At 68.1% G+C, this 25,175-nt stretch carries 21 protein-coding genes; 10 read left to right on the forward strand and 11 right to left on the reverse strand.

Going from position 1 to position 25,175, the window contains the following annotated elements; genetic code table 11:
• Positions 1–2 precede the first annotated feature (2 nt).
• Positions 3–977: a helix-turn-helix domain-containing protein gene (locus AB0P21_RS02765; RefSeq protein ID WP_363693330.1), complete on the forward strand. Its 975-nt coding sequence runs from the start codon at positions 3–5 to the stop codon at positions 975–977.
• A gap of 629 nt (positions 978–1,606) precedes the next feature.
• Here AB0P21_RS02765 and AB0P21_RS02770 read toward each other — a convergent pair.
• Positions 1,607–2,734, reverse strand: a complete 1,128-nt coding sequence (locus AB0P21_RS02770) for a Xaa-Pro peptidase family protein (protein ID WP_363693331.1) — start codon at positions 2,732–2,734, stop codon at positions 1,607–1,609.
• Positions 2,735–2,764: 30 nt separating this feature from the next.
• Between AB0P21_RS02770 and AB0P21_RS02775 the strand changes: the two genes are divergently transcribed.
• From AB0P21_RS02775 to AB0P21_RS02785, 3 genes are all read left to right on the forward strand, one after another.
• A complete protein-coding gene (locus AB0P21_RS02775; protein WP_363693332.1) occupies positions 2,765–3,574 on the forward strand; it encodes an alpha/beta hydrolase in 810 nt (269 codons plus the stop codon).
• Between the two features lie 9 nt (positions 3,575–3,583).
• Complete coding sequence (locus AB0P21_RS02780; RefSeq protein ID WP_363693333.1) at positions 3,584–4,468, forward strand: SDR family NAD(P)-dependent oxidoreductase; 885 nt, start codon at positions 3,584–3,586, stop codon at positions 4,466–4,468.
• Positions 4,469–4,604: 136 nt separating this feature from the next.
• Positions 4,605–6,218: an AMP-binding protein gene (locus AB0P21_RS02785; protein WP_363693334.1), complete on the forward strand. Its 1,614-nt coding sequence runs from the start codon at positions 4,605–4,607 to the stop codon at positions 6,216–6,218.
• Here AB0P21_RS02785 and AB0P21_RS02790 read toward each other — a convergent pair.
• From AB0P21_RS02790 to AB0P21_RS02820, 7 genes are all read right to left on the reverse strand, one after another.
• The gene (locus AB0P21_RS02790) at positions 6,205–7,392 is read right to left on the reverse strand and encodes an FAD-dependent oxidoreductase (protein ID WP_363693335.1); all 1,188 of its coding nucleotides are present in this window, start codon (positions 7,390–7,392) and stop codon (positions 6,205–6,207) included. The two genes, AB0P21_RS02785 and AB0P21_RS02790, sit on opposite strands and share 14 nt — an antisense overlap.
• 6 nt (positions 7,393–7,398) lie before the next feature.
• Positions 7,399–7,593, reverse strand: coding sequence for a ferredoxin (locus AB0P21_RS02795; RefSeq protein WP_363693336.1), 195 nt, complete (start codon positions 7,591–7,593; stop codon positions 7,399–7,401).
• A gap of 13 nt (positions 7,594–7,606) precedes the next feature.
• Entirely contained in the window at positions 7,607–8,821 is a 1,215-nt protein-coding gene (locus AB0P21_RS02800; RefSeq protein ID WP_363693337.1) for a cytochrome P450, read from the reverse strand.
• A gap of 109 nt (positions 8,822–8,930) precedes the next feature.
• The gene (locus tag AB0P21_RS02805) at positions 8,931–9,551 is read right to left on the reverse strand and encodes a TetR/AcrR family transcriptional regulator (protein WP_363693338.1); all 621 of its coding nucleotides are present in this window, start codon (positions 9,549–9,551) and stop codon (positions 8,931–8,933) included.
• Between the two features lie 14 nt (positions 9,552–9,565).
• Entirely contained in the window at positions 9,566–10,402 is an 837-nt protein-coding gene (locus AB0P21_RS02810; RefSeq protein WP_363693339.1) for a citryl-CoA lyase, read from the reverse strand.
• Positions 10,399–11,601, reverse strand: a complete 1,203-nt coding sequence (locus AB0P21_RS02815) for a CaiB/BaiF CoA-transferase family protein (RefSeq protein WP_363693340.1) — start codon at positions 11,599–11,601, stop codon at positions 10,399–10,401. Before AB0P21_RS02815 ends, AB0P21_RS02810 begins: the two co-directional genes overlap by 4 nt.
• Complete coding sequence (locus AB0P21_RS02820) at positions 11,591–12,370, reverse strand: IclR family transcriptional regulator (RefSeq protein WP_363693341.1); 780 nt, start codon at positions 12,368–12,370, stop codon at positions 11,591–11,593. Before AB0P21_RS02820 ends, AB0P21_RS02815 begins: the two co-directional genes overlap by 11 nt.
• Before the next feature lie 129 nt (positions 12,371–12,499).
• On the opposite strand from AB0P21_RS02820, the gene AB0P21_RS02825 reads away from it, so the two are divergent.
• The 4 genes from AB0P21_RS02825 to AB0P21_RS02840 are packed head-to-tail and all read left to right on the forward strand — an operon-like array spanning position 12,500 to position 15,993.
• Positions 12,500–13,495 (forward strand): tripartite tricarboxylate transporter substrate binding protein, encoded by a 996-nt coding sequence (locus AB0P21_RS02825; protein WP_363693342.1) that lies wholly within the window; start codon positions 12,500–12,502, stop codon positions 13,493–13,495.
• Positions 13,492–13,989 carry a tripartite tricarboxylate transporter TctB family protein gene (locus tag AB0P21_RS02830; protein WP_363693343.1) on the forward strand — a complete coding sequence of 166 codons (498 nt, stop codon included), beginning with the start codon at positions 13,492–13,494 and terminating at the stop codon, positions 13,987–13,989. The genes AB0P21_RS02825 and AB0P21_RS02830 overlap by 4 nt, the downstream gene beginning before the upstream one ends.
• A complete protein-coding gene (locus AB0P21_RS02835; protein ID WP_363693344.1) occupies positions 13,986–15,557 on the forward strand; it encodes a tripartite tricarboxylate transporter permease in 1,572 nt (523 codons plus the stop codon). The genes AB0P21_RS02830 and AB0P21_RS02835 overlap by 4 nt, the downstream gene beginning before the upstream one ends.
• Positions 15,558–15,585: 28 nt before the next feature.
• Positions 15,586–15,993 carry a universal stress protein gene (locus AB0P21_RS02840; RefSeq protein WP_363693345.1) on the forward strand — a complete coding sequence of 136 codons (408 nt, stop codon included), beginning with the start codon at positions 15,586–15,588 and terminating at the stop codon, positions 15,991–15,993.
• Here AB0P21_RS02840 and AB0P21_RS02845 read toward each other — a convergent pair whose 3' ends face one another.
• Positions 15,994–16,722, reverse strand: coding sequence for an SDR family NAD(P)-dependent oxidoreductase (locus AB0P21_RS02845; RefSeq protein WP_363693346.1), 729 nt, complete (start codon positions 16,720–16,722; stop codon positions 15,994–15,996).
• An 85-nt stretch (positions 16,723–16,807) separates the two neighbouring features.
• Here AB0P21_RS02845 and AB0P21_RS02850 point away from each other — a divergent pair, with 85 nt between their 5' ends.
• Both AB0P21_RS02850 and hrpA read left to right on the forward strand, forming a co-directional pair.
• Positions 16,808–17,440 carry a helix-turn-helix domain-containing protein gene (locus AB0P21_RS02850; protein WP_363693347.1) on the forward strand — a complete coding sequence of 211 codons (633 nt, stop codon included), beginning with the start codon at positions 16,808–16,810 and terminating at the stop codon, positions 17,438–17,440.
• Between the two features lie 54 nt (positions 17,441–17,494).
• Positions 17,495–21,544, forward strand: a complete 4,050-nt coding sequence (gene hrpA / locus AB0P21_RS02855; RefSeq protein WP_363693348.1) for an ATP-dependent RNA helicase HrpA — start codon at positions 17,495–17,497, stop codon at positions 21,542–21,544.
• 2 nt (positions 21,545–21,546) lie between these two features.
• Here the strand turns inward: hrpA and AB0P21_RS02860 are convergent, their stop codons facing one another.
• Both AB0P21_RS02860 and AB0P21_RS02865 read right to left on the reverse strand, forming a co-directional pair.
• On the reverse strand, positions 21,547–22,380 hold the full coding sequence (locus AB0P21_RS02860; protein WP_363693349.1) for an alpha/beta hydrolase: 834 nt from the start codon (positions 22,378–22,380) through the stop codon (positions 21,547–21,549).
• A 61-nt stretch (positions 22,381–22,441) separates the two neighbouring features.
• Positions 22,442–25,093 (reverse strand): discoidin domain-containing protein, encoded by a 2,652-nt coding sequence (locus AB0P21_RS02865; RefSeq protein ID WP_363693350.1) that lies wholly within the window; start codon positions 25,091–25,093, stop codon positions 22,442–22,444.
• Positions 25,094–25,175: the final 82 nt, after the last annotated feature.

Below are 25,175 nucleotides of genomic sequence, written 5' to 3' on the forward strand. Positions count from 1 at the left end.
CCATGGCTGGCTCTGTCGCTCCGCACAAGGTCGCAGTACTGGCGCTGGAGCCTGTCGTCGGCTTCGACCTCACCATCCCCCCGACCGTGCTCGGCGAGGCAACCTCGGCCGACGGCACTCGCCTGTACGACGTGAAGATCTGCGGCCTGACAGTCGCGCCGGTCCGCGCCGCCGCCGGCTTCAGCCTGCTCCCGGAGTACGGCGCGGAGGTGCTCGCCGAGGCCGACACCGTGATCATCCCAGGCACCTACATCGCCCAACCCCGCCACGAAGGCACCCTCCCCGACGACCTCGCCGCCGCGCTCGCGACCATCCGCCCCGGCACCAGAATCGCCTCGATCTGCACCGGCGCCTTCGTCCTCGCCGCAGCCGGCCTGCTAGACGGCCGCCCCGCGACCACCCACTGGCAACGCGCCGACATGTTCCGCGCGCTCTACCCCAATGTCCTCCTCGACGAGGACCTGCTCTTCATCGACGAGGGCGACATCATCACCTCAGCCGGCCTCGCCGCCGGCCTCGACCTCTGCCTGCACCTGATCCGCCGCGACTTCGGCAGCGAGGTCGCCAACCGCGCCGCCCGCCACTGCGTCGTCGCCCCCTGGCGCGACGGCGGCCAGTCACAGTTCATCGACCGCGCAGTCCCCGACGAAGGCAGCGACGGCACGGCGCCAACCCGCGCCTGGGTCCTGCAGCGCCTGGACGAGGAAGTCACCCTCGGCACGATGGCCACGCACGCGAAGATGAGCGTGCGAACCTTCAGCCGCCGCTTCAAGGCTGAGACTGGGCAGTCCCCTGGCACTTGGCTGCTGCAGCAGCGCGTCCGGCATGCTTGCCATTTGCTGGAGACGACTGGGCTGTCGGTGGATCGTGTTGCTGAGGCTGCTGGGCTCGGGACGGCTGCGTCGCTGCGGCATCATCTGCGTACGGAGGTGGGGATCCCGCCGCTTGCTTACCGGAAGACTTTCCGCGCGGGGTGATTTGTTCGGTCTACCCCGGGCCGGGCTCGCGGCGCCTGCTTCGCTTCACTACGCCTGCTGCATCGCTGATTGAAAGCGGGCGCTACGCGCTGACCCCGCGGTGGCGAGGTGAGTGGGTGACTGCGGGCCAAGACCTCGTGCCCGACATAGCTCCAGCCGCCCGCAGGTGACCTCAGCCAAGCTGCTCGCTTGGCTTTCACCCGCACCCACCCACTCACCTCGCCACCGCGGGGTCACGCGCGCAGCGCCAGCTTCTACTAGCGATGCAGCAGGCGTAGCGCAGCGGAGCAGGCGCCGCGAGCCCACCCCGCACGCGGCCGAAGCCAAGCCACTCACTCGGCCTTCACCCGCACCCAACCACCGACCCCACCACCGCGTGGTCACGCGCGCAGCGCCAGCTTCTACCAGCGATGCAGCAGGCGTAGCGCAGCGGAGCAGGCGCCGCGAGCCCACCCACACGCGGCCAAAGCCAAGCCACTCACTCGGCTCCAACCTGCACCCACCCGCCCACCTCACCACCGCGAGGTCACGCGCGCAGCGCCAGCCTTCAACCAGCGATGCAGCAGGCGTAGCGCAGCGGAGCAGGCGCCGCGAGCCCACCCACACGCGACTGGCCGCAAGCAGCAGAGTTAGACAACCGCCAACTCATGCGGCCGCAGGTTGAGCGCCTCCACCCCATCCTTCGTGACCACCACGATGTCCTCGATCCGCGCACCCCACCGACCAGGCTGATAGATCCCCGGCTCAACACTGAACGCCATCCCCGGCTCAAGAACCAACTCGTTCCCACCCACGATGTACGGCTCCTCGTGAACATCCAGCCCGATGCCATGACCAGTCCGATGGATGAAGAACTCCCCAAACCCAGCCGCCGCAATCACCTCGCGAGCAGCCTCATCAACAGAAGCAGCACTCACCCCAGGACGCACAGCATCGACAGCAGCCTGCTGAGCAAGCCGCAGTACCTCGTACGTCGCAAGCACATCAGCACCCCGCGGCTCCCCGACCGAATACGTACGAGTCGAGTCCGAGTTGTACCCCTCCGGGATCGGCCCGCCGATATCGACGACCACCACGTCCCCCGACTCGATCACCCGGTCCGACAGCGAGTGATGCGGACTCGCACCATTGGGGCCGCTAGCAACAATCACGAAGTCGGCGACAACATGCCCCTCCTCGACGATCGCAGCAGCAATATCCGCCCCCACTTCAGCCTCAGTACGACCAGCACGCAACCACTCGCCAACCCGAGCATGCACCCGGTCAATAGCCGCGCCAGCCTCGCGTAAAGCAGCAACCTCCGCAGCGTCCTTGCGCATCCGCAGCTCCCGCACGATCGGACCAGCCAGCACCTGCTCCACCCCAGGCAACGCCGCGCGCAGAGCAAGAACATGCAACGCCGGAGTGAAGTCGCTGACGGCAACCCGCGAAGCCACCCCGAGCCGCTCGGCGGTGACGGCGTACGGGTCGTCACCATCGACCCAGGTGACGACATCAATGCCCAGCTCGGCCGTCGGAATGTCGGCGAAGCCGGGTGCTTCGAGCTTCGGTACGACGAGAGCCGGCGCGCCGTCGGCGGGGATGACCAACGTGGTGAGGCGTTCGTGCGAACCGCCCTCGCGGCCAAGCAGGTAACGCAGATCGGACCCCGGCGCGATCAGCAGGCCCGTGCCGGCGGCTGCTTCCTTGGCGCGCGCGAGGCGGGCACGGAGTACGGCGGAATCTGTCGGTGGCTGGTGCGAGGATCGACGAGGCATGGATCGACGGTACTGCGAAGGGGTCCCACGATGACGCTGCACCACGTCACCTACGGCGAAGACGAGGGCACGCCGGTGCTCGCGTTGCACGGCTGGTCGCCTGACCATCGGCTGATGACCGGCTGCCTCGAGCCGATCTTCAGCAAGAGCACCGGCTATCGACGGCTCTATCCAGACCTGCCAGGGATGGGCAAGAGTCCGGCCGACGGCATCGACAGCTCGGACGGCATCATGGCCGCGCTGCGCGAGTTCATCGCGACCGAGATCGGCGCCGAGCCGTTCGTCCTGATCGGCGAGTCGTACGGCGGGTATCTGGCCCGCGCGCTGGTCGCCGAGCGGCCCGAGCAGATCCTCGGGTTGGCCCTGATCTGCCCGATCGGAGTGGCACTGGAGCACGCCGAGCGGACAGTGCCCGAGCACGTCGTCCTGGAGTCCGATCCGGCCGCGATCGCGAGCCTGACGCCGCACCAAGCCGAGGACTTCACCGGGATCGCTGTGCTGCAGACCGCCGACATCCTTCGGCAGTACCAGCAAGACGTGGAGCCGGGCCTGGACGCCGCCGACGCCGAGGCGATGGGCCGGATCCGCCAGAACTGGACACTCACCAGAGGTCCAGAGAGCGGACCTGTCTACACCGGCCCGTCGTTGATCCTCTGCGGCCGGCAGGACTCGGTCACCGGCTACGAGGATCAGTACCGACTTCTCGCCCACTACCCCCGCGCCTCGTACGCCGTACTGGATCGCGCCGGCCACAACCTGCAGATCGAGCAACCCGAGCTGTTCGGCGTCCTGATCAACGATTGGCTGGCAAGGATCGCCAGCGGGCCTACCAGCCGGTAATGTCGTGCCATGGTGACTGGGAAACGTCCGTTCGGCTGGCCCCTGCTCGTCGCGTTGACGAACGGGCGATCAAGTATTCCCGACGATCGCCTGGCCTTCGCCGTCCGCGGCAAGGTGGTGCTGGTGACCGGGTCCTCGTTCGGGATCGGCGAGGCGACAGCCAAGCGGTTGGCCCGAGCGGGCGCGACTGTCTTGCTGCTGGCCCGGACGGCTGAGCAACTGGAGATCGTCGCCGGGGAGATCCGGGCGGAGGGCGGCAAGGCGTTCACGTACCCGGCAAACCTGGCCGACCCAGCAGCGATCGAGGAGATCGTGGCCAAGGTGCTGGCTGAACACGGCCACGTCGACGTCCTGGTCAGCAACGCCGGCAAGTCGATCCGCCGTTCGGTCGCTGACTCGTACCAGCGGTTCCACGACATCGAGCGGACCAACGCGGTCAACTACCTCGGCCCCGCGAAACTCGTGCTCGAGCTGCTGCCATCGATGCGCGAGCGCGGTGCCGGTCACATCGTCAACGTGTCGACGGCCGGAGTGCGGACACCGCCGATGGCGCGCTGGTCGGCGTACCTCGCGTCGAAGAGCGCCTTCGACATGTGGCTGCGTTGCGTCTCGCAGGAGATCCGCGACGACGGCGTGACCACCTCGACCGTCTACATGGGCCTGGTCCACACCCGGATGAGCTCACCGACTGCCCTGCTGAACAGCATGCCCGGACTCAGCCCGGAGCAGGCTGCGGATCAGGTCTGTACTGCGGTCGCCGACAAGCCCCACAACATCACGCCACCGCTGGTTCGCCCGGCCGATGCCTTGGGCAACCTCCTGCGGGTGCCGACCGATCGGTTGTTCGAGCAGTACTACCGGCTGTCGAACCGGCCCCGCAAAGACGACGAATGAGGCCACGCACGGGCCGGCGCGAGACGGTGGGATCGGCATGTCCCCCGAGACCCTCCGGAAGATCGGTGAGCCGATGACTCCACTGCGACCAACACAGCCAAGGCTCGGAAGCCCAAGGCCCCGACCGATCGGCCCGATGCGACCACCCGGCTGGCTGGTGCACGCCGCCACCGAGGTCAGCGGAGTGTCGGTCGCCCTGATCAAGTCAGGTGTCTGGCGCTCGGCCCGACCGACCCACCTGCTCCCGATCGAGCGCGCGCTGCGGCAGTGGGGCCAGTCGATGGCAGCCCTCGGCGCGATCGCCGCGATCCGCTTCCCCGACCAGCCGGCCGTGATCGACGAGGTCGGCACGATCACCTACCGCGAGCTCGACCAGAGATGCGAACGGCAGGCCGCAGCGCTGCACGCGCAGTACGGGATCGCCGCCGGGAGCAAGGTCGCGGTGTTGTGCCGCAACCATCGCTGGTTCCTGGAGGCGACACTGGCCGCGTCCCGGCTCGGCGCGGACGTCTTGTTCGTCAACACCGAGTTCGCACCACCACAACTCAAGGCCGTGCTCGAGCGACACAGGCCCGACCTGCTGATCCACGACGAGGAGTTCACCGCGGCCGCGACCGACTCCCCCACGGTCCTCGCCTGGCACGACTCGCAAAGCAACGAAGCCGAAACGCTCGATCAGTTGGCCCAGAGCCAGGCACCCGAGGCGCCGAAGCCGGACAAACCCGGCCACATCACCATCCTCACCTCAGGCACCACCGGCACCCCAAAGGCCGCACCGAGATCACCAACCGCCTGGGGCCTTGCCGGACTGACCGCCAGCACACTCAACCGGATCGGCCTCAGAGCCGGCGAACCAGTGGTGATCTGTCCCCCACTGTTCCATGGCCTGGGCCTGCTCAACTCGATGCTCGCACTCTTCCTCGGCTCGCCGCTGGTCCTCGCCCGCCGGTACGACGCTGCCGCCCTGCTCGCCTCGATCGACCGGACGAGAGCCGGCGCGATCGTCGCCGTACCGGTGATGCTGCAGCGGATGCTCGAGGTCGGCCCGGCCGGGATCGCACAGCACGACCTCAGTTCGCTCCGCGCGGTGATCTCCGGCGCCTCCGCCCTGGGCCCGGCCCTGGCCGAGCGATTCATCGCCCAGTTCGGCCCCGTCCTCTGCGACGCCTACGGCTCCAGCGAGATCGGCATCGCGACCATCGCAACCTCGGCAGATCTGGCAGCAGCTCCCGGCACGGTAGGGCGACCATGCCTCGGCAGCTCGGTCCGGATCCTCGGCGACGACGACCGACCCGTCGCGACCGGCATCACCGGCCGCATCTTCGCGGGCGGCGGCCTGGTCTTCGGCGGCTACTCGGACGGGAGCAGCAAGACGACGGTCGACGGCCGGATGAGCACCGGCGATCTCGGTCATCTCGATGCCGCCGGCCGCCTGTTCGTCGACGGCCGAGAGGACGACATGATCGTCTCCGGCGGCGAGAACGTGTACCCGGTCGAGGTTGAGGACTGCCTGATGAGCCACCCGGGGGTGGTCGAGGCTGTGGTGGTCGGCGTGCCGGACGAGGAGTTCGGACAGCGCTTGATCGCGTACGTCGTACCGGCGGGTGGCGGGGTCACCGAAGAAGAACTGATTGACCACGTCCGCGCCAACCTCGCGCGCTGCAAGGCGCCGCGCAAGATCGTGCTGATGGAGGACCTCCCCCGCAACGCGACGGGGAAGATCCTCCGCTCCAAACTCACTGAGAGTTGACGGCGGTATCCCAAGAAGTGCCCTGGACGACGTGTTCGCGTAGTAGGCGGGCCTGGCGCGGGAGGTTCCAGGCAAGCGCTCCGGTCACCCGCTCGCCGTCTCCGTAGAGCGCGGCGAATCGACCCTCAGCGGGGTCGCCCGCCACCACGCGGAAGTCGAGACCGTCACCCGAGCGGCCGTAGACCTGGATCTTCACGTCGTACTGGTCGGTCCAGAAATAGGAGACCGGCTCAAACGGGATGCTCTGGCCCAGCAGGTTCTTGACCGCGTTGGTCGCCTGCTCGGTGGCGTTCATCCGGTGCTCCAGTCGGCGACGGCCGACGCCGAGGTGGTCCCACGAAGCGACGTCACCGGCCGCGACCACGCCAGGCGCGGCAACGCAGTACTGGTCGCACTCGACGCCGTCGCCGAGCGAGAGGCCGCTGCCGGCCAGCCACTCGGTGGCAGGTGTAGCGCCGACCGCCACCAGGACGAGATCGGCGGCAACGAGCGAACCGTCGGAGAGCTCGACACCAGCGACCCGGCCGCTGCCATCGTCAGTGAGCCCGGTGACACCGACTCCGCAGCGCACGTCGACGCCGTGGCCTTCGTGCAACTGCTTGAGCATCACACCCATCTGAGCCCCGAACTGACGGATCATCGGCGCCGACAACGGATCGATCATCGTCACCTTCAGCCCCATCTCACACGCCACCGCAGCGACCTCGGCGCCAAGGAAGCCCGCGCCGACGATCGCGACCGACCGCGCGCTCTTCAGCCCCTCCCGCAACAGCATCGTGTCGGCCAGCGTGCGGAGCAGATGCACCCCCGCGAGCTCATGCCCGAACGGGAGCCGCCGCGCGGTGGCGCCGGTGGCGATGACGAGACCGTCATAGCCGAGCACCCGGCCGTCGGCGAGCGTCACCTTGCGCGCCGACGGGTCCAGCGCGGTGGCCGCGGCACCGAGGATCCAGGTCGCTTTCAGGTCGGCGAGCAACTCGTCGGTGCGCAGTACGATCCGGTCGTGGTCCCACAGGCCGCGAAGAATCTGCTTCGACAACGGCGGCCGGTCGTACGGCGAGTGCGGCTCGTCGCCGATGATCGTCAACTCCCCCGCGTAGCCCTCGCGCCGCAGGGCCTCGGCCGCGGTGAGTCCCGCGGCCGAGGCGCCGACCACCACAATCTGCTTCAGCACGCGCAGCTACTCCGCGACCGCGATCGCCAGCGCCGGGCAGATCCGCGCTGCCTCCCGGGTGCCTTCCTCGGCGTCGGCCTCGGGCGTCTCCGCCAGCAGGACGGCGATACCGTCGTCGTCACGCTGGTCGAAAACCTCCGGCGCGGACAGCACACACTGCCCCGAGCCGATGCACTTGTCCTGATCCAGAGCTACCTTCATCGCAATACTTCCTTCACCAGGTGACCGGCAGCGCGTGCACGCCGTAGATGGACATGTCGTGCTTGAACGGCAGCTCGTCGACCGGCACGGCCAGCGCCAGGGTCGGGATCCGCCGGTAGAGCGTGCTGTAGACGACCTGCAACTCGACCCGGGCCAGTGGTTGCCCAAGGCACTGATGTACGCCGTACCCGAAGGCGACGTGATGCCGGGCGGCCCGGTGGATGTCGAGTTTGTCCGGATCCGGGAACGCCTCCTCGTCCCGGTTCGCGATCTCGGTCGCGACGATCACGCCCTCGCCCTTGCGGATCAGCTGTCCGCCAACCTCGAGATCGTCCAGCGCCACCCGACGGCGACCGTTGTGGACGATGGTCAGGTAGCGCAGCAGCTCCTCGACCGCGTTCGCGACCACCTTCGGGTCGTCGGTGTCGCGGAGGGCGTCGAGCTGCTCGGGGTGCTCCAGCAGTGCGACGGTGCCGAGGGCAATCATATTGGCGGTGGTCTCGTGCCCGGCGATCAGCAGCAGGAGTGCCATGTCGACGACGTCCTCGATGCTCATCTGGTCGGTGCGTAACTGCTCGACGATCAGGCGGCTGAGCAGATCGTCGGCGGGGCCCTCGTTCTTCCGGTTCACCAGGTCCCGGAGGTAGTCGCGCAGCTCCTTGTTCGCGGCCTGCGACTGCTCGGCGGTGTTCTCGCGCCGCAGCAGCGTCTTGCCGAGCCGGTGGAAGAGCGCGCGATCGTCGTACGGGACGCCGAGCAGTTCGCAGATCACCAGCGACGGCAGCGGCAGGGCGAGTGCCTCGACCAGGTCGACCGGCTTCGGGCCGGCCAGGATGTCGTCGATCAGGTCGTCGGTGATCTTCTGGATCCGCGGCCGCATCGCCTCGACCCGTTTGATCATGAAGTCCGCGGTCACCAGTCGGCGCTGAGCGGCGTGCTCGGGATCGTCGCGCACGATGAAGGCGTTGAACTGCCCCCGGTTCTGCGACTGGGCCTGGGTGCTGAACGGGAAGCCGTCGTTGCGCGGGTCGGAGCTGATCCTCGGGTCGGCGAGCACCTGGCGGGTGTGGTCGTACCGAGTCACCAGCCAGGGCGTGCTGCCGTCCCACAACTTCGTCCGGGACAGCGGCTCCTCGGCTTGCAGGCGGTCGAGCTCCGGCGGCGGGTCGAACGGGCACTTGCCCCGCGCCATCGGATAGGTCGGTGCTTCCTCCACGATCTCGGACATCGCGACTCCCCAGAGTTACCGAACGAATGTTTTCTTACTGAACAAACGTTAGGTAACTCGGGATCGTGCCACCAGACAGTGAGAGTCAAGTCACAGTTGGTGAGGACGGTCAGACGAAGATGAGCGACACGAGGTCGTCGAGGAAGTCTTCACTCGGGTGTTCCAGCTGGACGCCGTCCAGCAGCGCGGCGCGTCCGTAGACGCTGACGAAGACCAGCGAGGCGGCCCGGCGGCTCGGGATCCTTAGCTGGTGGCCGCCGTCGGCGCAGCGGTCGAAGGCAGCGATTAAGCTGGTGAACACCTCGATCAGCGGACCGCTGACCGGGCGCTCGCCGCTGATCGCGCGGCGGGTGGCCTTGCCGAAGAGCAGCCGGTAGTGGCCCGGCTTGGCATCGGCGAAATCGCGGTGCGCGTTGACCTGCGCATGCACCCGGCCCAGCACGTCCGAGGGGTCCAGACTCTCGTCGGCCGCGGCCATCGCCTTCACCAGCAGGCCGAACTCGTAGTCCACCAGGCCGTCGATCAGCGCGGCCCGATCCGCGAAGTGCTGGTAGATGCTCGCGGGCGCGATGCCGACCTCCCGGGCGACCCCGCGGATGGTCAGGCCGTCCTCGCCACCCAGCTCCGACAGCAGCCGGCCGGCGCCCTCCAGAATCTCGACTCGCAGCCGGTCGCCCTCGCCCCAGCGGTTGCGAACCCGCTGCTCGGTGATGGTCTCGTCGTCCGGCATTTCGTCATTCTGCCTCAGGGATGGCCGTCCGTCGGTGAAGCTTCCGGCAAGCTTCGCGGTGGCGCGCCGGTGTAGGTCGGCGTGATGCTCTTCGGCAGCGGGCCTTTGATCCGGGTGGGATCGAGTTGCTGTTCTCGGGCATGCGCGAGCAGGCCGACCGAACGCGAGAGCACGAACAGACCACGGGCCAGCTCCGGCGCCAGGCCGAGCTCGGCGTAGATGGTCGCGGTGGCGCCGTCGACGTTCATCGGGATCGGCTTGGAGCCCTCAGCCAGCACGGACTCCAGGGCCAGCGCGACTTCCAGATAGTGACCCTCGACGATGCCGTCGCGCGCTGCCCGCTCGATCGCGTGCATCAGCGGATCCCGTCGCGGATCGAGCGGATGGAAGCGATGACCGAAGCCGGGGATGAAAGCCTTCCGTTCCTTGTACTCCGCAACGAGCGCGCGGGCCGCCGCGGTCGGCGACTCCCCCTGATCGACCGACGTCTTGAGCTGATGCAAAACCTCCATGCATTGCTGGCCGGCGCCACCGTGGACGTCACCGAGCAGGTTCACCCCGGTCGCGATCGCGTTGTTGAGCGCGAGTCCGCAGGACGCGGCCATCCTCGCCGCTGCGATCGAAGGAGCCTGAGATCCGTGGTCGACGGCCGCCACCAGCGTGAGTTCGAGCAGCCTGGCCTCGTCCTCGGTCGGCAGCTCGCCGTTCACCATCAGCCAGATCATCTGCGGGAAGCTGACCCCGCCGATCAACTCCTCGATCGGGTAACCGCGCAACCGGATCTCGCCCGGCCGGATGTCGGTGATCGACGTACCCCACCAGTCCGCGGCCTGCTGGGCCTTGTCACTCATACCGCTCCCCGCTCATGAAGCTCGCTGATCTCCTCGGCGCTGTAGCCGAGCTCGGAGAGAATCTCATCCGTGTGCTCACCCAACCCCGGCGGCCGCCTCCCCGGCCCCACCGCCGCGCCGTCAACCTGCACGCTGCTGCCGAGAACGCGGAGAGAACGCTCGCCACCCGGCAGTTCGACCTGATGGAGAAGTTGTCTCTCAGCGATCTGGTCCAGCGACAGTGCCTGCTCGACCGTCAGCACCGGCGCGACCGGTACTCCGCTCCCGGCCAGCAACTCGTCCCACTCCGCCGCGGAACGCGTTCTCAGAGTTCTCTCCAGCTCGGTCTTGAGTTCGAGCCGGTGCCGCTTGCGAGACTCTCGCGTTGCAAAGCGAGGATCTTCGAGGAGATCAGAGCGCCCCAGAGCCGTACACAGCAAGACGTACTGCTCCTGCTTGTTCGCCGCGATGTTCAGCGCTCCCGCCGCGGTCTCGAAGGTGCCCGACGGCGCCGAGGTCACGTTTTCGTTGCCCATGGCCCGCGGTTCACGTCCGCCGATGACGAAGTCCGACACCACCCAGCCCATCGCCGCGATCGCCGTCTCCAGCATCGAGACGTCGAGGAAGCTCCCGATCCCGGTCCCGGAGCGCTTCACCAGCGCCGCCGAGATCGCGAACGCCGCCGCGTAACCACCCAACGTGTCCGCGATCGGAAACCCGGTCCGGGTCGGCGCGCTCTCCGCCGTTCCCGTCACGCTCATGATCCCGGACATTCCCTGAATGATCTGGTCGTACGCCGGCCGCCCGCGCATCGGTCCGGTCTGCCCGAAGCCCGAGACCGCGCAGTACACCAGCCCCGGATTCAGCTCGCGCAGAGTCGGCCAAGAGAAGCCGAGCCGCTCCAGAACGCCCGGCCGGAAATTCTCCAGCAACACATCGGCCTCACGGACCAGCCGTTCGAAAACCTCTTTCCCCGCAGCCGATTTCAGGTCCAGCGTCAGAGAGCGCTTCCCCGCGTTCTGCGCCAGGAACGAGACCCCCAGCCCGGCCGCGCTCAGCGACTCGTCGGCCCCCAGACTGCGGGCCAGGTCGCCCGCCCCCGGCACCTCGACCTTGATCACCTCGGCGCCCATCAACGCCAGTTGGTACCCCGCGAACGGCCCGGCCAGGACGTTCGTCAGGTCCAGCACCCGCACCCCGGCGAGCAGATCAGGATGCACTGAAACCGCTCCAGCCACTGGCGGTGATGGCCGCCGCGCAACGGCGTACCGCGGCGATGTAGCCCGGCAACCGCTCGTCGTTGAATCGCGTCGTCGGCCCACCGACCCCGACCGCGGCGACCACCCGCCCGTCGGACCGGAGTACCTGCGCGGAGACCCCGGACGCACCCAGCTCGCGCTCTCCGTGAGTCACGGCGTATCCCCGCTCCCCCGCCTGTACTGCAGCAAGCCTGAGCCGTTTGCCAAACTCGAAACCCTGCGGTGTCTCGGCCGCGACATCGTCGATCACCGACGGATCCGAGGCCAGCACCGGCGGATCACTCAGCAACACCCGCGATGCGGCGCCGCCCCACAACGGCAGCGCCGAACCGAGCGCGATCGTGTGCCGCACGCTCAACGTCCCTTGGGCTTGCGCGAGACAGACTCGGGTCCGCCCGACTCGGATGTAGAGATTCGCCGTCTCACCGGTGTCGGTGGCCAGCCGATTCAACGCTGACCGCACGGCCGGCGGAATCTCCATACTCGCGCTGCTCAGCCGCGACCAGCGCAGGAAGCCCGGCCCGATCGCGTAGCGCCCGGGACCCGTCGAGGCGACCAGTCCACGCTGCTCGAGTGTCGTCACCAGCCGCAGTACGGTCGTCTTCGGCAGGCCGCTCGCGACCGTCAACTCGGCCAGGGTCCAGTGCGGGTGCTCGTCGTCGAAGCGCTCGAGCAGATCCAGCGCCCGGTGCACGCTGCGCACTCCGGGCAGCTCGCTCTCGACATCCATCCGGACACCCCTTCCGCTCCAGCAGGTATCTCCGACGATAACCTGCCGGTCCGCGGAACGGAATCTCTGTACCTCCTGATGGAATGCTGCTAAATTCCCGGTCAAGCCTTTCTCCGAGGAGGTACCCACATGCCGCGATCGTCGATCGTCGCCGCCGGGGTCAGCCTGAGCCTGCTGCTCAGCGGCTGCTCGGCCCTGGAGGGCGGCAGCGTCGCCGGCGACTTCCCGTCCCGCAACGTCGAGATCATGGTCCCCGCCGCCCCCGGCGGTGGCTGGGACCTGACCGCACGCCAGCTCCAGCACGTGATCCAGGAAGACGACTTCCTGCCCGGCCGATCGGTCTCGGTGGTCAACGTGACCGGCGCCGGCGGCGCCGTCGGCATCTCCAAGTTGGTCACCAAGAACCGCAAGGACCCGCACACGCTGATGATCACCGGCCTGGTGATGGTCGGCGCGCTGACCCTGAACCAATCCAAGATCACCATCTCCGACACCACCCCGATCGCGACCATCACGGCCGAGCAGGAAGTGCTCGTGGTGAAGGCCGACTCGCCCCTGAAGTCCCTCAAGGACCTGGTGGACAAGTACAAGGGCGACCCGAGCTCGGTCAGCTGGGGCGGCGGCACGATCGGCGGCACCGACCACATCACCGCGGGCACCCTGGTGAAGACCGCGGGCGGCGACCCCTCGAAGGTCAAGTACATCTCGTACTCCGGTGGCGGCGAGGCGACCGCCGCGATCCTGTCCGGCGACGTCACGGTCGGCATCTCCGGGCTGAGCGAGTTCGAGGAGCAGATCACCGCCGGCAAGATGCGCGTCCTGGCCACCTCGGGCACCGAGCCGATGACCGTGGCCGGCAAGCAGCTCCCGACGATGAAGTCCGAGGGGTACGACGCCGAGGTACTGAACTGGCGCGCGATCATCGCCCCGCCGGACATCCCGGAGGCCGACCGCCAACGCCTGATCGAGTTCGTCACCAAGACGAACGACTCCCCTGAGTGGGCCGAGATCCGCAAGAAGCAAGGCTGGACCGACTTCTACAAGACCGGCGACGACGCGAAGAAGTTCATCGCCGACGAGACCACTCGGGTCGAGGCCCTGCTGAAGGAGCTGGGGATCATATGAGCACAACCGAAGAACCGGTGAAGACCTCCGACGTCGAGGTGGAGGCGTCGCGGTTGGTGCGGATCATCGCGGCCGTCGTCCTGGTGGTGCTGAGCGGCACGTTCCTGGTGGGCGTGTTCGACATCCGCAGTCCGAAGGGGCTGGATCCGGCCGGGCCGCGGTTCTTTCCGTTGCTGGTGACAACTGCCTGGTTGCTGCTCTCGATCGGCTACCTGATCGAGGGACTCCGTTCTCCGCGCACCAAGAACAACGCCGACCGCAGCTGGTTCGAGCCCGTCACCATCTCGGGCTTGCTGGTGCTCTACGCGTTCCTGGTGGTGCCGCTCGGCTACCTGATCGCCACCGCGTTGCTGTTCTTCGCCGCGGCCCGGGTGCTCGGCAGCCGGCAGATTCCCCGCGACATCATCGTCGCCGTGGTGATCTCGGTGATCGTCTACATCTCGTTCACCCAGTTCCTCGACATCTCACTGCCGGAGGGGGTGTTGGGACTGTGATCTCCCTGGCCGTCTTCGGCGATCTCCTGCACGGGTTCGGCACCGTTCTGCACCCGATGAACCTGCTCTGGGCAGTGCTCGGCGTCACCCTCGGCATGCTGGTCGGCATCCTGCCCGGGATCGGGCCGGCGCTGACGATCGCACTGCTGCTGCCGATCACCTTCAACTTCTCCGATCCGATCGGCGCCTTCATCATGTTCGCCGGGATCTACTACGGCGCCATGTACGGCGGCTCCACCACCTCGATCCTGATCAACACCCCCGGCGAGTCGGCCTCGGTGGCGACCGCGATCGAGGGCCACAAGATGGCACTCAAGGGCCGGGCCCGCGCCGCCCTGGCGACCGCGGCGATCGGCTCGTTCATCGCCGGCACCATCTCGACCGTGCTGCTGACCTTCGTCGCCAAGCCGATCGGCAACCTGGCCAGCCAGTTCCAGTCCACCGACTACTTCGCGATCACGCTGCTGGCGATGGTCGCGGTCACCGCGCTGGTCGGCCATTCGCTGATCCGCGGGCTGCTGTCACTGACCGTCGGCTTGTTCATCGGGCTGATCGGGCTCGACAGTCTGTCCGGAGCACAGCGCTACACCTTCGGCACGCTGCGGCTGCTCGACGGTGTCGACGTGGTGATCGTCATCGTGGGACTCTTCGCGATCGGCGAAACGTTGCATGTGGCATCGAAGTTGCGCAGTACGCCGGACCGGCCGGCCGTGCTGGAGAAGGGCCGGCTCCGCACCGGGTATCTCAGCAAGAACGACTGGAAACGCTCGTGGGCGCCGTGGCTGCGCGGTACCGCGCTGGGCTTCCCGTTCGGGGCGATCCCGTCGGGCGGCGCCGAAGTACCGACGTTCCTTAGCTACACGATCGAGCGGCGGCGGGCGAAGAAGGCGGGCCGCAAGCATCCCGACGAGTTCGGCGACGGCGCGATCGAAGGCGTCGCCGGTCCGGAGGCCGCCAACAACGCGTCGTTCTCCGGCGTACTGGTGCCGCTGCTGACCCTCGGACTGCCGACCTCGGCGACCGCCGCGGTGATGCTGGCCGCGTTCCAGATCTTCAACGTGCAGCCCGGCCCGCAGCTGTTCGAGGACCAGGGCACGCTGGTCTGGACGCTGATCGCGTCGCTCTACATCGGCAACCTGATCCTGCTGATCATGAACCTGCCGCTGATCCAGATCTGGGTCCAGGTGCTCAAGGTGCCGCGGCCGCTGCTGTACGCCGGCATCCTGGTCTTCGCCTGCCTCGGCGTCTACTCGCTGTCGGGTTCGGGGTACGAGGTGCTGATGGCGCTGCTGATCGGCGTGGCCGGCTTCTTCATGCGCAAACTCGACTTCCCGATCGCGCCGGTGATCCTGGGCGTCATCCTCGGGCCGACGATGGAGGAGCAGTTCCGCCGCTCACTGGTGATCTCCAACGGCGACGCGAGTGTCTTCTTCACCCGACCGCTCAGCCTGGTGATCATCATCTTGACCGTGCTTGCCCTGTTCGTCCCGTATCTGCCGCGCATCGTCGCCCGGCTCCGCGGTCAGGAGGCCGGTCGCGACCGGTTGACCTTCGGTGAGGACGACTGATGGGTCCAGTGATGAGAGAGTGGGGATCGTGAAGATCCTGGTGGGCTATGTGCCGACGCCCGAAGGCGAGGCCGCACTCGAGGCCGCCGCCGCCGAAGCCGAGCTGCGCGGAGCCTCGGTCCTGCTGCTGAACACGAGCCGCGGTGACGCCTACATCGACTCCCGCTACGCGAACCAGGCCGAGCTCGACGCGGCCGAGCAGCGGCTGCGCGAGCGCGGCGTCGAGGTGACGATCCAGCAGGCGGTCGGCACCGGCGACGTCGCCGCCGAACTGCTCAAGGCAGCCGAGGCGAACGACGTCACCCTGATTGTCCTCGGGCTGCGCCGGCGCAGCCCGGTCGGCAAACTCATCCTCGGCAGCACCGCCCAGCGGGTGCTGCTCGAATCCCCCGTCCCGGTGCTCGCGGTGAAGGTCCCGTCGTCCCGCGACGACTGATCAGGCCGGGATCGGCAGCGTGCTGAACTCGCTCTCGGGCAGCTCGCGGCCGACGTACATGCTCCAGGCCGTCTCCGCGATCTCGGCCGGATCGAGACTCGCGGGCGGCTCGGCCTCCGACTGCGCGAAGTGCCGCGTCACGGCCGCGTGGATGTCCCCGCCTTGGATCAGGCCGCCGATGGTGAGCGTCGCGGCGTAGATCCCGCGATCCTTCAGGGCTTCATGGAGGGTCAGGACGTACATCCTGAGCGCTGCTGATGCCGGGGCGAGCCGGCCCAGCATCGGGATCGGGTACTTGCCGCTCAGCCCACCGGGGATCAGGATCGCGCCGGTACCGCGGTCGAGCATGTCCGGGAGTACTGCGCTGACCAGTTCGATCGCCGGCAGGACGAGGGTCTCGAACGGTTCTCGCGCCGCCGCCGCGTCGACCTCGGTGATCGGCATCGGTCCGGCGCCTGGCTCCATCGCGACCGGACCGAAGTACACGGTGTCGATCGGCCCGAGGTCGTCGGTGATTGCCGCCAGCACCTTCCGCAGCCCGACCGGGTCGCGGACATCCGCCTGGAAGGCCCGCGACTCGATGCCGTCCGCTCGCAGACTCTCCTGATACGCCGCCTGTCGCGCGGCCTGACGGGAGACCAGGGCCACGGTGAACCCCTCTCGCCCGAAGCGCCGGGCGATCGACATCCCGAGCCCCGGCCCCACCCCGAGTACAGCAATGACGCCCATGAACGATCCTCTCGTAAGAAACTTGAGCCTCTCCTCAACTTAAGGCTAAGTTGAGGAGATCGTCAACTTTGCTAGAGTCCTGTCCATGGCCACTGCCCCGCTCCGCAAGGACGCCGAACGCAATCGCGAGCGGCTGATCCAGGCTGCTCAGCAGGTGTTCGCCGAGCGTGGTCTCGATGTCGCGCTCGAAGCCGTCGCCAAGCAGGCCGGGGTCAGCATCGGCACCCTCTACAACCGCTTCCCGACTCGCGCCGACCTCGTCCGCGCGACCTTCGCCGACCGGGTGGAGACGGTCGGGGTGCTCGCCGAGCACGCGCTCGGGCTGGATGATCCCTGGGACGGGTTCGTCTACTTCGTGCAGCAGGTGAGCCAACTGCAGGCCGCGGATCGCGGCTACAACGAACTGGCCGGCCGCGGCGGCGCACCCACCACAGAGCAGCCAACCGAGGATCAGCTGCGCGGCTATGACCTGATGAGCCAGATCGTCGAGCGTGCCCGCGACGGCGGACGGCTCCGGCCGGACTTCACCCTCGAGGACATGGCCTTCATCACCTGGTCCGTCACCCGCACGATCGAGGCGACCGCCGCGACCAGTCCGACGGTCTGGCAGCGGCACCTCGCCCTCATCCTCGACGGTCTGCAGACACCCGCCGCTCATCCCCTGCCGGAGCCGCCGCTCACCCGCGATCAGCTGGCCGGCATCTACCGCAACTGCTGATCCCGGGTAAACCGCGTGAGCGGTTGGCCCGAGCCGCCTAAACTGGTCGGTGACATGCCTGATGCCCGGACCGAATCGCAGAGTCCTACCCCAGCTACCGGTCCTTCCCAGGATCCCGGTCGCCCCCGTCGTCCTCGCCGCCGCCGCAAGAAGCCGGGTGGTGCTGCCGGCACTCCCACAGCTGGTACTGCGGGTGTCGCGGAGCTCGCTTCCCGACTCGAAGGCCTGAGCGCCACCGATCGCGAGCAGCTCGGGCGGCGGCTCGAACGATTGCGAGGGCTGCAGGACGACAAGCGGGAGAACGCGCTCTCCGACATCACCGCGCGGATCGAGCAGGCCGAGCAGCGGGTCGAGCGGCGCCGGCTCGCCGTACCGGAGATCACGTATCCCGAAGAGCTGCCGGTCAGTCAGCTCAAGGACGACATCGCCGCCGTGATCCGTGACCACCAGGTGGTGGTCATCGCGGGTGAGACCGGATCCGGCAAGACCACTCAGATCCCCAAGATCTGCCTCGAACTCGGCCGTGGCCTCCGCGGCATGATCGGGCACACCCAGCCCCGCCGGCTGGCCGCGCGGACGGTGGCCGAGCGGATCGCCGAGGAGCTCGGCACCGAACTCGGCGAGACCATCGGGTACGCCGTACGGTTCACCGACAAGGTCAGTGAGCGCTCTCTGGTGAAGCTGATGACGGACGGCATCCTGCTGGCCGAGCTGCAGCGCGACCGCGAGCTGAGCCGCTACGACACGCTCATCATCGACGAGGCGCACGAGCGCAGCCTGAACATCGACTTCATCCTCGGCTACCTCAAGCAACTGCTCCCCCGCCGTCCCGACCTCAAGGTGATCATCACCTCAGCGACGATCGACCCCGAGCGGTTCGCCGAGCACTTCGCCGACGCCAACGGCGAGCCCGCGCCGATCGTCGAGGTCTCCGGCCGCACCTACCCGGTCGAGACCCGGTACCGGCCGATCAACGACCCGGACGACCCGAGCACGATCGACCGCGACCAGACCCAGGCGATCCTGGACGCCGTCGACGAGCTCAGCGGCGAGGCGGCCGGCGACGTGCTGGTGTTCCTCAGCGGCGAGCGCGAGATCCGCGACACCGCCGACGCGCTGGCCGATCACAACCTGCGCAACACCGAGATCCTGCCACTGTACGCCCGGCTCTCGAACGCCGAGCAGCATCGCGTCTTCTCCTCGCACGGCTCCAGCCGGCGGATCGTGCTGGCCACCAACGTCGCCGAGACCTCGCTGACCGTCCCCGGCATCAAGTACGTGATCGACCCCGGCACCGCCCGGATCAGCCGCTACTCGCACCGCACCAAGGTGCAGCACCTGCCGATCGAGCCGGTATCGCAGGCCAGCGCCAACCAGCGCCTGGGCCGCTGCGGCCGGACCAGCGACGGTATCTGCATCCGTCTGTACTCCGAGGAACATTTCGACAGCCGCCCGGAGTTCACCGACCCCGAGATCCTGCGCACCAACCTGGCCTCCGTCATCCTGCAGATGACCGCGATCGGCCTCGGCGACATCCAGGCGTTCCCGTTCATCGACGAGCCGGACAACCGCAGCATCACCGACGGACTCCAGCTGTTGACCGAGCTCGGCGCGATCGACTCGGCCAAGGCCGCCGACCGCACCCGCCGGCTCACCCCGGTCGGCCGGCAGCTCGCGCAGATCCCGCTCGACCCACGGCTGGCCCGGATGATCGTCGAGGCCGACAAGCACGGCTGTGTCCGCGAGGTGATGGTGATCGCCTCCGCGCTCTCCATCCAGGACCCGCGCGAACGCCCGACCGACGCCGAGGCGCAGGCCACCCAGTCGCACGCCCGGTTCCGCGACCCGGGCTCCGACTTCCTCGGCTTCCTGAACCTGTGGAACTACCTCAAGAAGCAGCAGAAAGAACTGTCCGGCAACCAGTTCCGCCGGATGTGCAAGAGCGAGTACCTCAACTACCTGCGGGTCCGCGAGTGGCAGGACATCTTCGCCCAGCTCCGCCAGGTCGCCGCGCAGATCGGCGTCACGCTCAACTCCGGCGAGGCCGCCGACCCGCAAGCCGTGCACATCTCGTTGATGTCCGGCCTGCTGTCCCACCTCGGCCTCAAGGACCCGGCCAACCAGCACCAGTACATCGGAGCCCGCGGCGCCAAGTTCGCGATCTTCCCCGGCTCCGGGCTGTTCAAGAAGCCGCCGCAGTTCGTGATGGCCGCCGAGCTGGTCGAGACGTCGCGGCTGTGGGCCCGGGTGAACGCCAAGATCGAGCCCGAGTGGGCCGAGGATCTCGCCCAGCACCTGATCAAACGCTCGTACTCCGAACCGCACTGGGAACGCAAGGCCGGCGCGGTGATGGCCTACGAGAAGCTCACCCTGTACGGCGTACCGATCGTTGCCCACCGCAAGATCAACTACGGCGTGGTGGACGCCGAGGTGTCCCGCGAGCTGTTCATCCGGCACGCGCTGGTCGAGGGCGACTGGGACACCCACCACAAGTTCTTCCACGAGAACCGCAAGCTGATCGAGGAGGTCGAGGAGCTCGAGGAGAGGACCCGGCGACGCGACCTGCTGGTCGACGACGAGACGCTGTTCGCCTTCTACGACGAGCGGATCGGCGCCGAGGTCGTCACCGGGCGGCACTTCGACACCTGGTGGAAGACCGCCCGGCAGCGCGACCACGACCTGCTCGACTTCGAGCGCTCACTGGTCGTCCGGGAAGGCGCCGAGGTCAAGGAAGAGGAGTTCCCGCTCACCTGGTCCCAGAACGGGATGACCTTCGACCTCACCTACGCCTTCGAGCCGGGCACCGACGCGGACGGCGTCACCGTGCACCTGCCGCTGCTGGTGCTCAACCAGGTCACTGCTGACGGCTTCGAGTGGAGTGTGCCGGGCTTCCGCGAGGAGCTGGTCACCACCCTGATCAAGTCGTTGCCGAAGGCAATTCGCCGGAACATCGTGCCGGCGCCGGACCACGCGCGGCAGATCCTCCCCCAGCTCGACCCGGCCTCGGGTCCGCTGGTCGACGCGATGGCCCGCGAGCTGCGGTTGCTCCGCGACGTCGTCATCGACGAGGACGACTGGGACTGGTCCCGGGTGCCCGAGCACCTGCGGATGACGTTCCGGGTGGTCGACGACCACGGCAAGACGGTGGCCGAGGGCAAGGATCTCGCGGCCCTGAAGGAGCGGCTGAAGCCGAAGACCAAGGCCGCGATCTCGCAGGTCGCCTCGAAGGCGGTCAGCGGGCTGGAGCGGTCCGGCCTGACCGACTGGACGTTCGGCGATCTGCCGCGCAGCTTCTCCGAGCACCGCAACGGCCTGACCATCGCCGGCTACCCGGCGTTGGTTGACGAGGGCAAGAGTGTCGCCATCCGGCTGCAGGAGACCGAGCGCGACCAGGCCGCCGCGATGTGGAACGGCACCCGCCGGCTGTTGCTGCTGACGATGCCGTCGGTGATCGACGTGGTCCAGCGCAACCTGACCAACCAGCAGAAGATGACGCTGATGGCCGGTCCGCACCGCAACGTCGGCGACCTGCTCGACGACGCGATCTCGGCGGCGATCGATCAGCTGATGGCGGCCGCCGGTGGCCCGGTCTGGAACCTGACCGCGTTCTCGTTCCTGCGCGATGCGGTCCGGTCGGATCTCGCCGACACCGTGCTGACCATCCTGCAGCAGGTCGAACAGGTGCTGGCGAACGCACGAACGGTCGACAAGCTGATCTCCCGCTCGTCCAGCCCGGCGCTGCTCGCGGCGTTGTCCGACGTACGGGGTCAGCTGGAGGCGCTGGTCCACCGCGGCTTCATCACCGAGGCGGGCGCCAAGCGACTCCCAGACCTGGCCCGCTACTTGCGCGGGATCGAGCAGCGGCTGGACAAGATCGGCGCAAACGCCATGCGCGACCGCTCCGGGATGGCGATCGTGCAGACGTTGACGGACGAGTATCACAAGCGGCTGCGCGCAGTACCGACCGGCAAGTACCCGAGTCCGGAGCTCCTCGACGTGCGGTGGATGCTGGAGGAGCTCCGGATCAGCCTGTTCGCGCAGACCCTCGGTACGCCGTACCCGGTCTCCGACAAGCGGATCCGGAAGGCGCTGAACACGGCCTAGCGTCAGGCTGCCGGGGTCGGCAGGGGCGCGTCGAGGAAGGTCGTGACGACGTCCAGCACCAGGTTGGTGCGCGCCAGGCCGTTGAAGTGGGTCGTGCCCGGGAACACCGCGAGCTGCGACGCGGGCACGCCCACGAAGTCGCCGTTCACGTCGCCGCCGCGCAACTGCAGGAACTTCACCATGTGGTCGAGCTTGAACATGTCGCAGTCGCCGACCGTGATCAGGGTCGGCGCCGCGATGCCGCGGATGTCGTCGTCGGACCACACGTCGACCGAGGCGTCGAAGGCGCCGATCTTGTCCAGCAGGACCTGCAGGTGCTCCAGGTCCGGGTGCGGCGACTTCGCCAGGTACTCCGCCTCCATCGGCGTGCCGGCGATCATCTCGACCTTGAACTCCATCGGCGCGCCGTCGCCCTCGACCCGGTTGCCCTCAGGGGCGTACGACACCGACGAGAAGATCGCCTTGCGGATCAGTTCGGGATTGCGGATCGCGAGATGCACGGCGACCGCGCCGCCGACGCTGAACCCGAAGACGTCGACCTGCGACAGCCCGAGGTGGGCCAGCAGGCCGATGACGTCGGAGGCCAGGTCGGCCGGGTGCAGCCGCCGGTCGATGTCGTTGGTCCGGCCGTGGCCCTGGAAGTCGGCCGCGATCACCTGACGGTTCTCGGACAGCCCCGGGAGCAGCGCGCCGAACTGCAGATCGATGTTGAACAACCCGCCGTGCAGCAGGAGCAGCGGCGTACCGCCCTCGCCGTGGATCTCGTAGTACATCTCCAGGCCGTTGACCGGGGCGTAGCCGGTCGTCGGTGCGGCGGTGGTCTGGTCGTCGGTCACAGCGTCTCTCCCCTGGGTTGGTTGCCCCCTGATTATCAGGTCAGGGGGCAACCAATCGCTGTCAGGGGTAGTTGACTACGTAGCGCTGCTGGGTGGCCGCGTTCGCAGTACCGCCGGTGTTGTTGATGACGTTGGCGATGGTGCCGACGCCGCCGAGAGAGACCGTCACCAGATCGTGGAACCGGACTCCAGCGGTGTCGGGGGCCTCGAAGCCCCGGTCCGCCACGATGGACGGGTTCGTCTGGAAGAACGAGTAGGCGCCGACGCCCCAGGCCTCATGGCTGGTGACCCCGTTCGCCACCTTGTACGCCGCCCAGCCGCGGGTGCCGCCGCCGCTGGACCAGGACGCCTGGTCGGGGACGTCGTACGGCATCTCGTTCTGGTAGAAGTACGTCTTGCCGCCGTTGCCGTTCCAGAGGGTCTGGTACTTCTGGTAGTGCTCGACGAACAGGCCGTACATCGTCACGTTCGCGCCGTTGACGACCAGACCGGTGTCCGCGGTGTTGAGGTTCCACGCGACCTGGGCACCGTGGTCGGCACGCCACAGCCACATGTGGTCGCCGATCACGTTGTTGCTGTTGACCTGCAGGCTGACCGTGGCCCGGCCGAGGTGGGAGCCGCCGCCGATGCGGACGAACACGTCGTGCAGGGAGGTCGGATTGGCCGCGTGGTTGGCGCTGGAGCCGGCCGGACCGACCTCGACCAGGACCGGCGAGTTCACCGGGCCGGCGTCGATCAGCAGACCGGCGACCTTGACGCCGTCCACGTCGGCGACCTGGATCGCCGCCGAGCCGTTGTCCGGGGTGAGCGTGGCCAGACCGATGCCGAGCACAACAGTGTTCGGCTTGGTGACCTTGATGCTCTGGTCGAGGTGGTAGATGCCGGGCGTGAAGAGCAGGTGCTTGCCCTGGTCGAGCGCCGCGTTGATGGTGGCGACCGGCGTACTGGGCTTGGCGACCAGGAACTGGCTGAGCGAGATCGACGAACCCGCGGCCGGGCCGTTCGACCAGCTGGTGCCGGCGGTGTTCGAGCGCAGGGCGGGGACGAAGACGTTGTAGCTGCCCGCGCCGTCGACGTACAGGAACGGCTTCTCGCGGATCTGCGGGGTCGTGCCGACCACCGTGTGGGACGGGTTCGGGAAGTTCTGCGGCGGTGCGCCGTTGGTCCCGACGAACACCATGTTCCAGACCGAACCGGCCCAGCTGCCGAACTCCGAGTTCCGCGACAGCCACTGCTGCTGCGAACCCGACACGACCCGGCCGTCGATCTTGGTGTCGGCGAACAGACCGCCACTGGCCCAGCCGTCGCCACCGCTCCAGAGCTGGATCTCCGGCGCGCCCTTCAGGTGCATCCGCCGGTACGGCGCCGCCTGGGCGACCGCCCAGCGCTCGATCTGGCCGTTCGGAGGCGTGACGGCCAGGTTCTCCGCGGAGCGCCAGAAGTTCTGGGTGGCGTTCTGCTTGTTGTTCGGGTTGTCGCCCTGCTGCAGCCAGTCGGCCTCGACCCGGACGTGGCCGTTGATGTTGACGTCGTCCGGCGAGAGGCCGAGGCCGGCCACCTGGGTGTTGAAGCCGAGGTTGACGTCAGCGGTGTAGGTGCCCGGCTTGAACAGCAACGCGTTCCGCTCGGTGCCGAACTGGTTGGTGTGCTGCAGCGCCGCGACCTGGTCGAGCCGGGCCTGCATCTGCGCCTGCGGGGTGGCCGGCGTGAAGACGTCGACGTTCGGGCCGAGGTCGGGGTTCAGTGGATCGGTCGGTGGGATCACCGGGCCGCTTCCTCCATCGGTGGTGCGGACGACGAGTTCCCACAGCGAGTACCCGTATCCCGTGCCGCGCTGGGTTCCGTTGACTCGCAGGTACCGGCCGCTGCCGGTCACGTCGAGGGTCTGGTTACCGCCCGTGCCGGTGGTCGTGGTGTAGATCGAGGTCCACGGGCCACCCGCGTTGGCGGAGGTCTGAATCTGGAACGCCTTGCCGTACGCCGCTTCCCAGCTCAGACCGACCTGGCAGATCGTCTGGGTCGAGCCCAGGTCGACCTGGATCCACTGCGGATCAGCCGCGACGCTGGACCAGCGGGTGCCGGAGTTGCCGTCGACGGCGGCCGAGGCCGGTGTGCCGCCGTTCTCGGTGCTCGATGCCGTGGCGGTCTTGCCCTGGGCAGCGTTGGCGGTGCCGCAGGCGGTCGGGCCGCCGTCGTTCCCGCCGTACACCTGGAACTCCCAGAGCGAGTAGCCGTAGCCGGTGGCACGCGCGGTGCCGAGCATTCGGACGTACCGGCCGCTACCGGTCACGTTGAGGGTCTGGGTGCCACCGGCACCGGTGGTGGTCGTGTAGATCGAGGTCCACGGGCCGCCGGCGTTGGCGGAGGTCTGGATCTGGAAGGACTTCGCGTACGCCGCCTCCCAGTTGAGCACTACCTGACTGATGGCCGAGGTCGTCCCCAGGTCGACCTGGAGCCATTGCGGGTCAGCTGCGGCGCTGGACCAGCGGGTGCTGGGGTTGCCGTCGAAGGCCGCCGAGGCGGGCGTGCCACCGTTCTCGGTGCTCGAACTGGTGGCGGTCTTGCCCTGCGACAGCAGCGTGGCGGCAGCCTGAGCTCTGCCGCCAGGCACGAACGCGAGCGTCGTGGCGATCAGCAGCGCGGCCGACACCAGGATCAGCCAACGCCGGAGGACGGCTGGAGAGCGCGCTCCAGCCAACGGGGAGATGTGCATGGAGGAACCAATCAGGAGAGTGGACGGGGCGGCATCCTGCAGGGTCTAGAGAGCGCTCTCTCAGAGATTGGGCCGTGAACGA

This window comes from Kribbella sp. NPDC056861 (genome assembly GCF_040687575.1).
GTDB lineage: Bacteria > Actinomycetota > Actinomycetes > Propionibacteriales > Kribbellaceae > Kribbella.

Excerpts from the sequence above, each read along its gene's own strand:
- AB0P21_RS02765 (WP_363693330.1), top strand. The coding sequence starts at position 3 with ATGGCTGGCTCTGTCGCTCCGCACAAGGTCGCAGTACTGGCGCTGGAG.
- AB0P21_RS02770 (WP_363693331.1), bottom strand. The coding sequence starts at position 2,734 with ATGCCTCGTCGATCCTCGCACCAGCCACCGACAGATTCCGCCGTACTC.
- AB0P21_RS02775 (WP_363693332.1), top strand. The coding sequence starts at position 2,765 with ATGACGCTGCACCACGTCACCTACGGCGAAGACGAGGGCACGCCGGTG.
- AB0P21_RS02780 (WP_363693333.1), top strand. The coding sequence starts at position 3,584 with ATGGTGACTGGGAAACGTCCGTTCGGCTGGCCCCTGCTCGTCGCGTTG.
- AB0P21_RS02785 (WP_363693334.1), top strand. The coding sequence starts at position 4,605 with ATGCGACCACCCGGCTGGCTGGTGCACGCCGCCACCGAGGTCAGCGGA.
- AB0P21_RS02795 (WP_363693336.1), bottom strand. The coding sequence starts at position 7,593 with ATGAAGGTAGCTCTGGATCAGGACAAGTGCATCGGCTCGGGGCAGTGT.
- AB0P21_RS02800 (WP_363693337.1), bottom strand. The coding sequence starts at position 8,821 with ATGTCCGAGATCGTGGAGGAAGCACCGACCTATCCGATGGCGCGGGGC.
- AB0P21_RS02805 (WP_363693338.1), bottom strand. The coding sequence starts at position 9,551 with ATGCCGGACGACGAGACCATCACCGAGCAGCGGGTTCGCAACCGCTGG.
- AB0P21_RS02810 (WP_363693339.1), bottom strand. The coding sequence starts at position 10,402 with ATGAGTGACAAGGCCCAGCAGGCCGCGGACTGGTGGGGTACGTCGATC.
- AB0P21_RS02820 (WP_363693341.1), bottom strand. The coding sequence starts at position 12,370 with ATGGATGTCGAGAGCGAGCTGCCCGGAGTGCGCAGCGTGCACCGGGCG.
- AB0P21_RS02825 (WP_363693342.1), top strand. The coding sequence starts at position 12,500 with ATGCCGCGATCGTCGATCGTCGCCGCCGGGGTCAGCCTGAGCCTGCTG.
- AB0P21_RS02830 (WP_363693343.1), top strand. The coding sequence starts at position 13,492 with ATGAGCACAACCGAAGAACCGGTGAAGACCTCCGACGTCGAGGTGGAG.
- AB0P21_RS02845 (WP_363693346.1), bottom strand. The coding sequence starts at position 16,722 with ATGGGCGTCATTGCTGTACTCGGGGTGGGGCCGGGGCTCGGGATGTCG.
- AB0P21_RS02850 (WP_363693347.1), top strand. The coding sequence starts at position 16,808 with ATGGCCACTGCCCCGCTCCGCAAGGACGCCGAACGCAATCGCGAGCGG.
- hrpA (WP_363693348.1), top strand. The coding sequence starts at position 17,495 with ATGCCTGATGCCCGGACCGAATCGCAGAGTCCTACCCCAGCTACCGGT.
- AB0P21_RS02865 (WP_363693350.1), bottom strand. The coding sequence starts at position 25,093 with ATGCACATCTCCCCGTTGGCTGGAGCGCGCTCTCCAGCCGTCCTCCGG.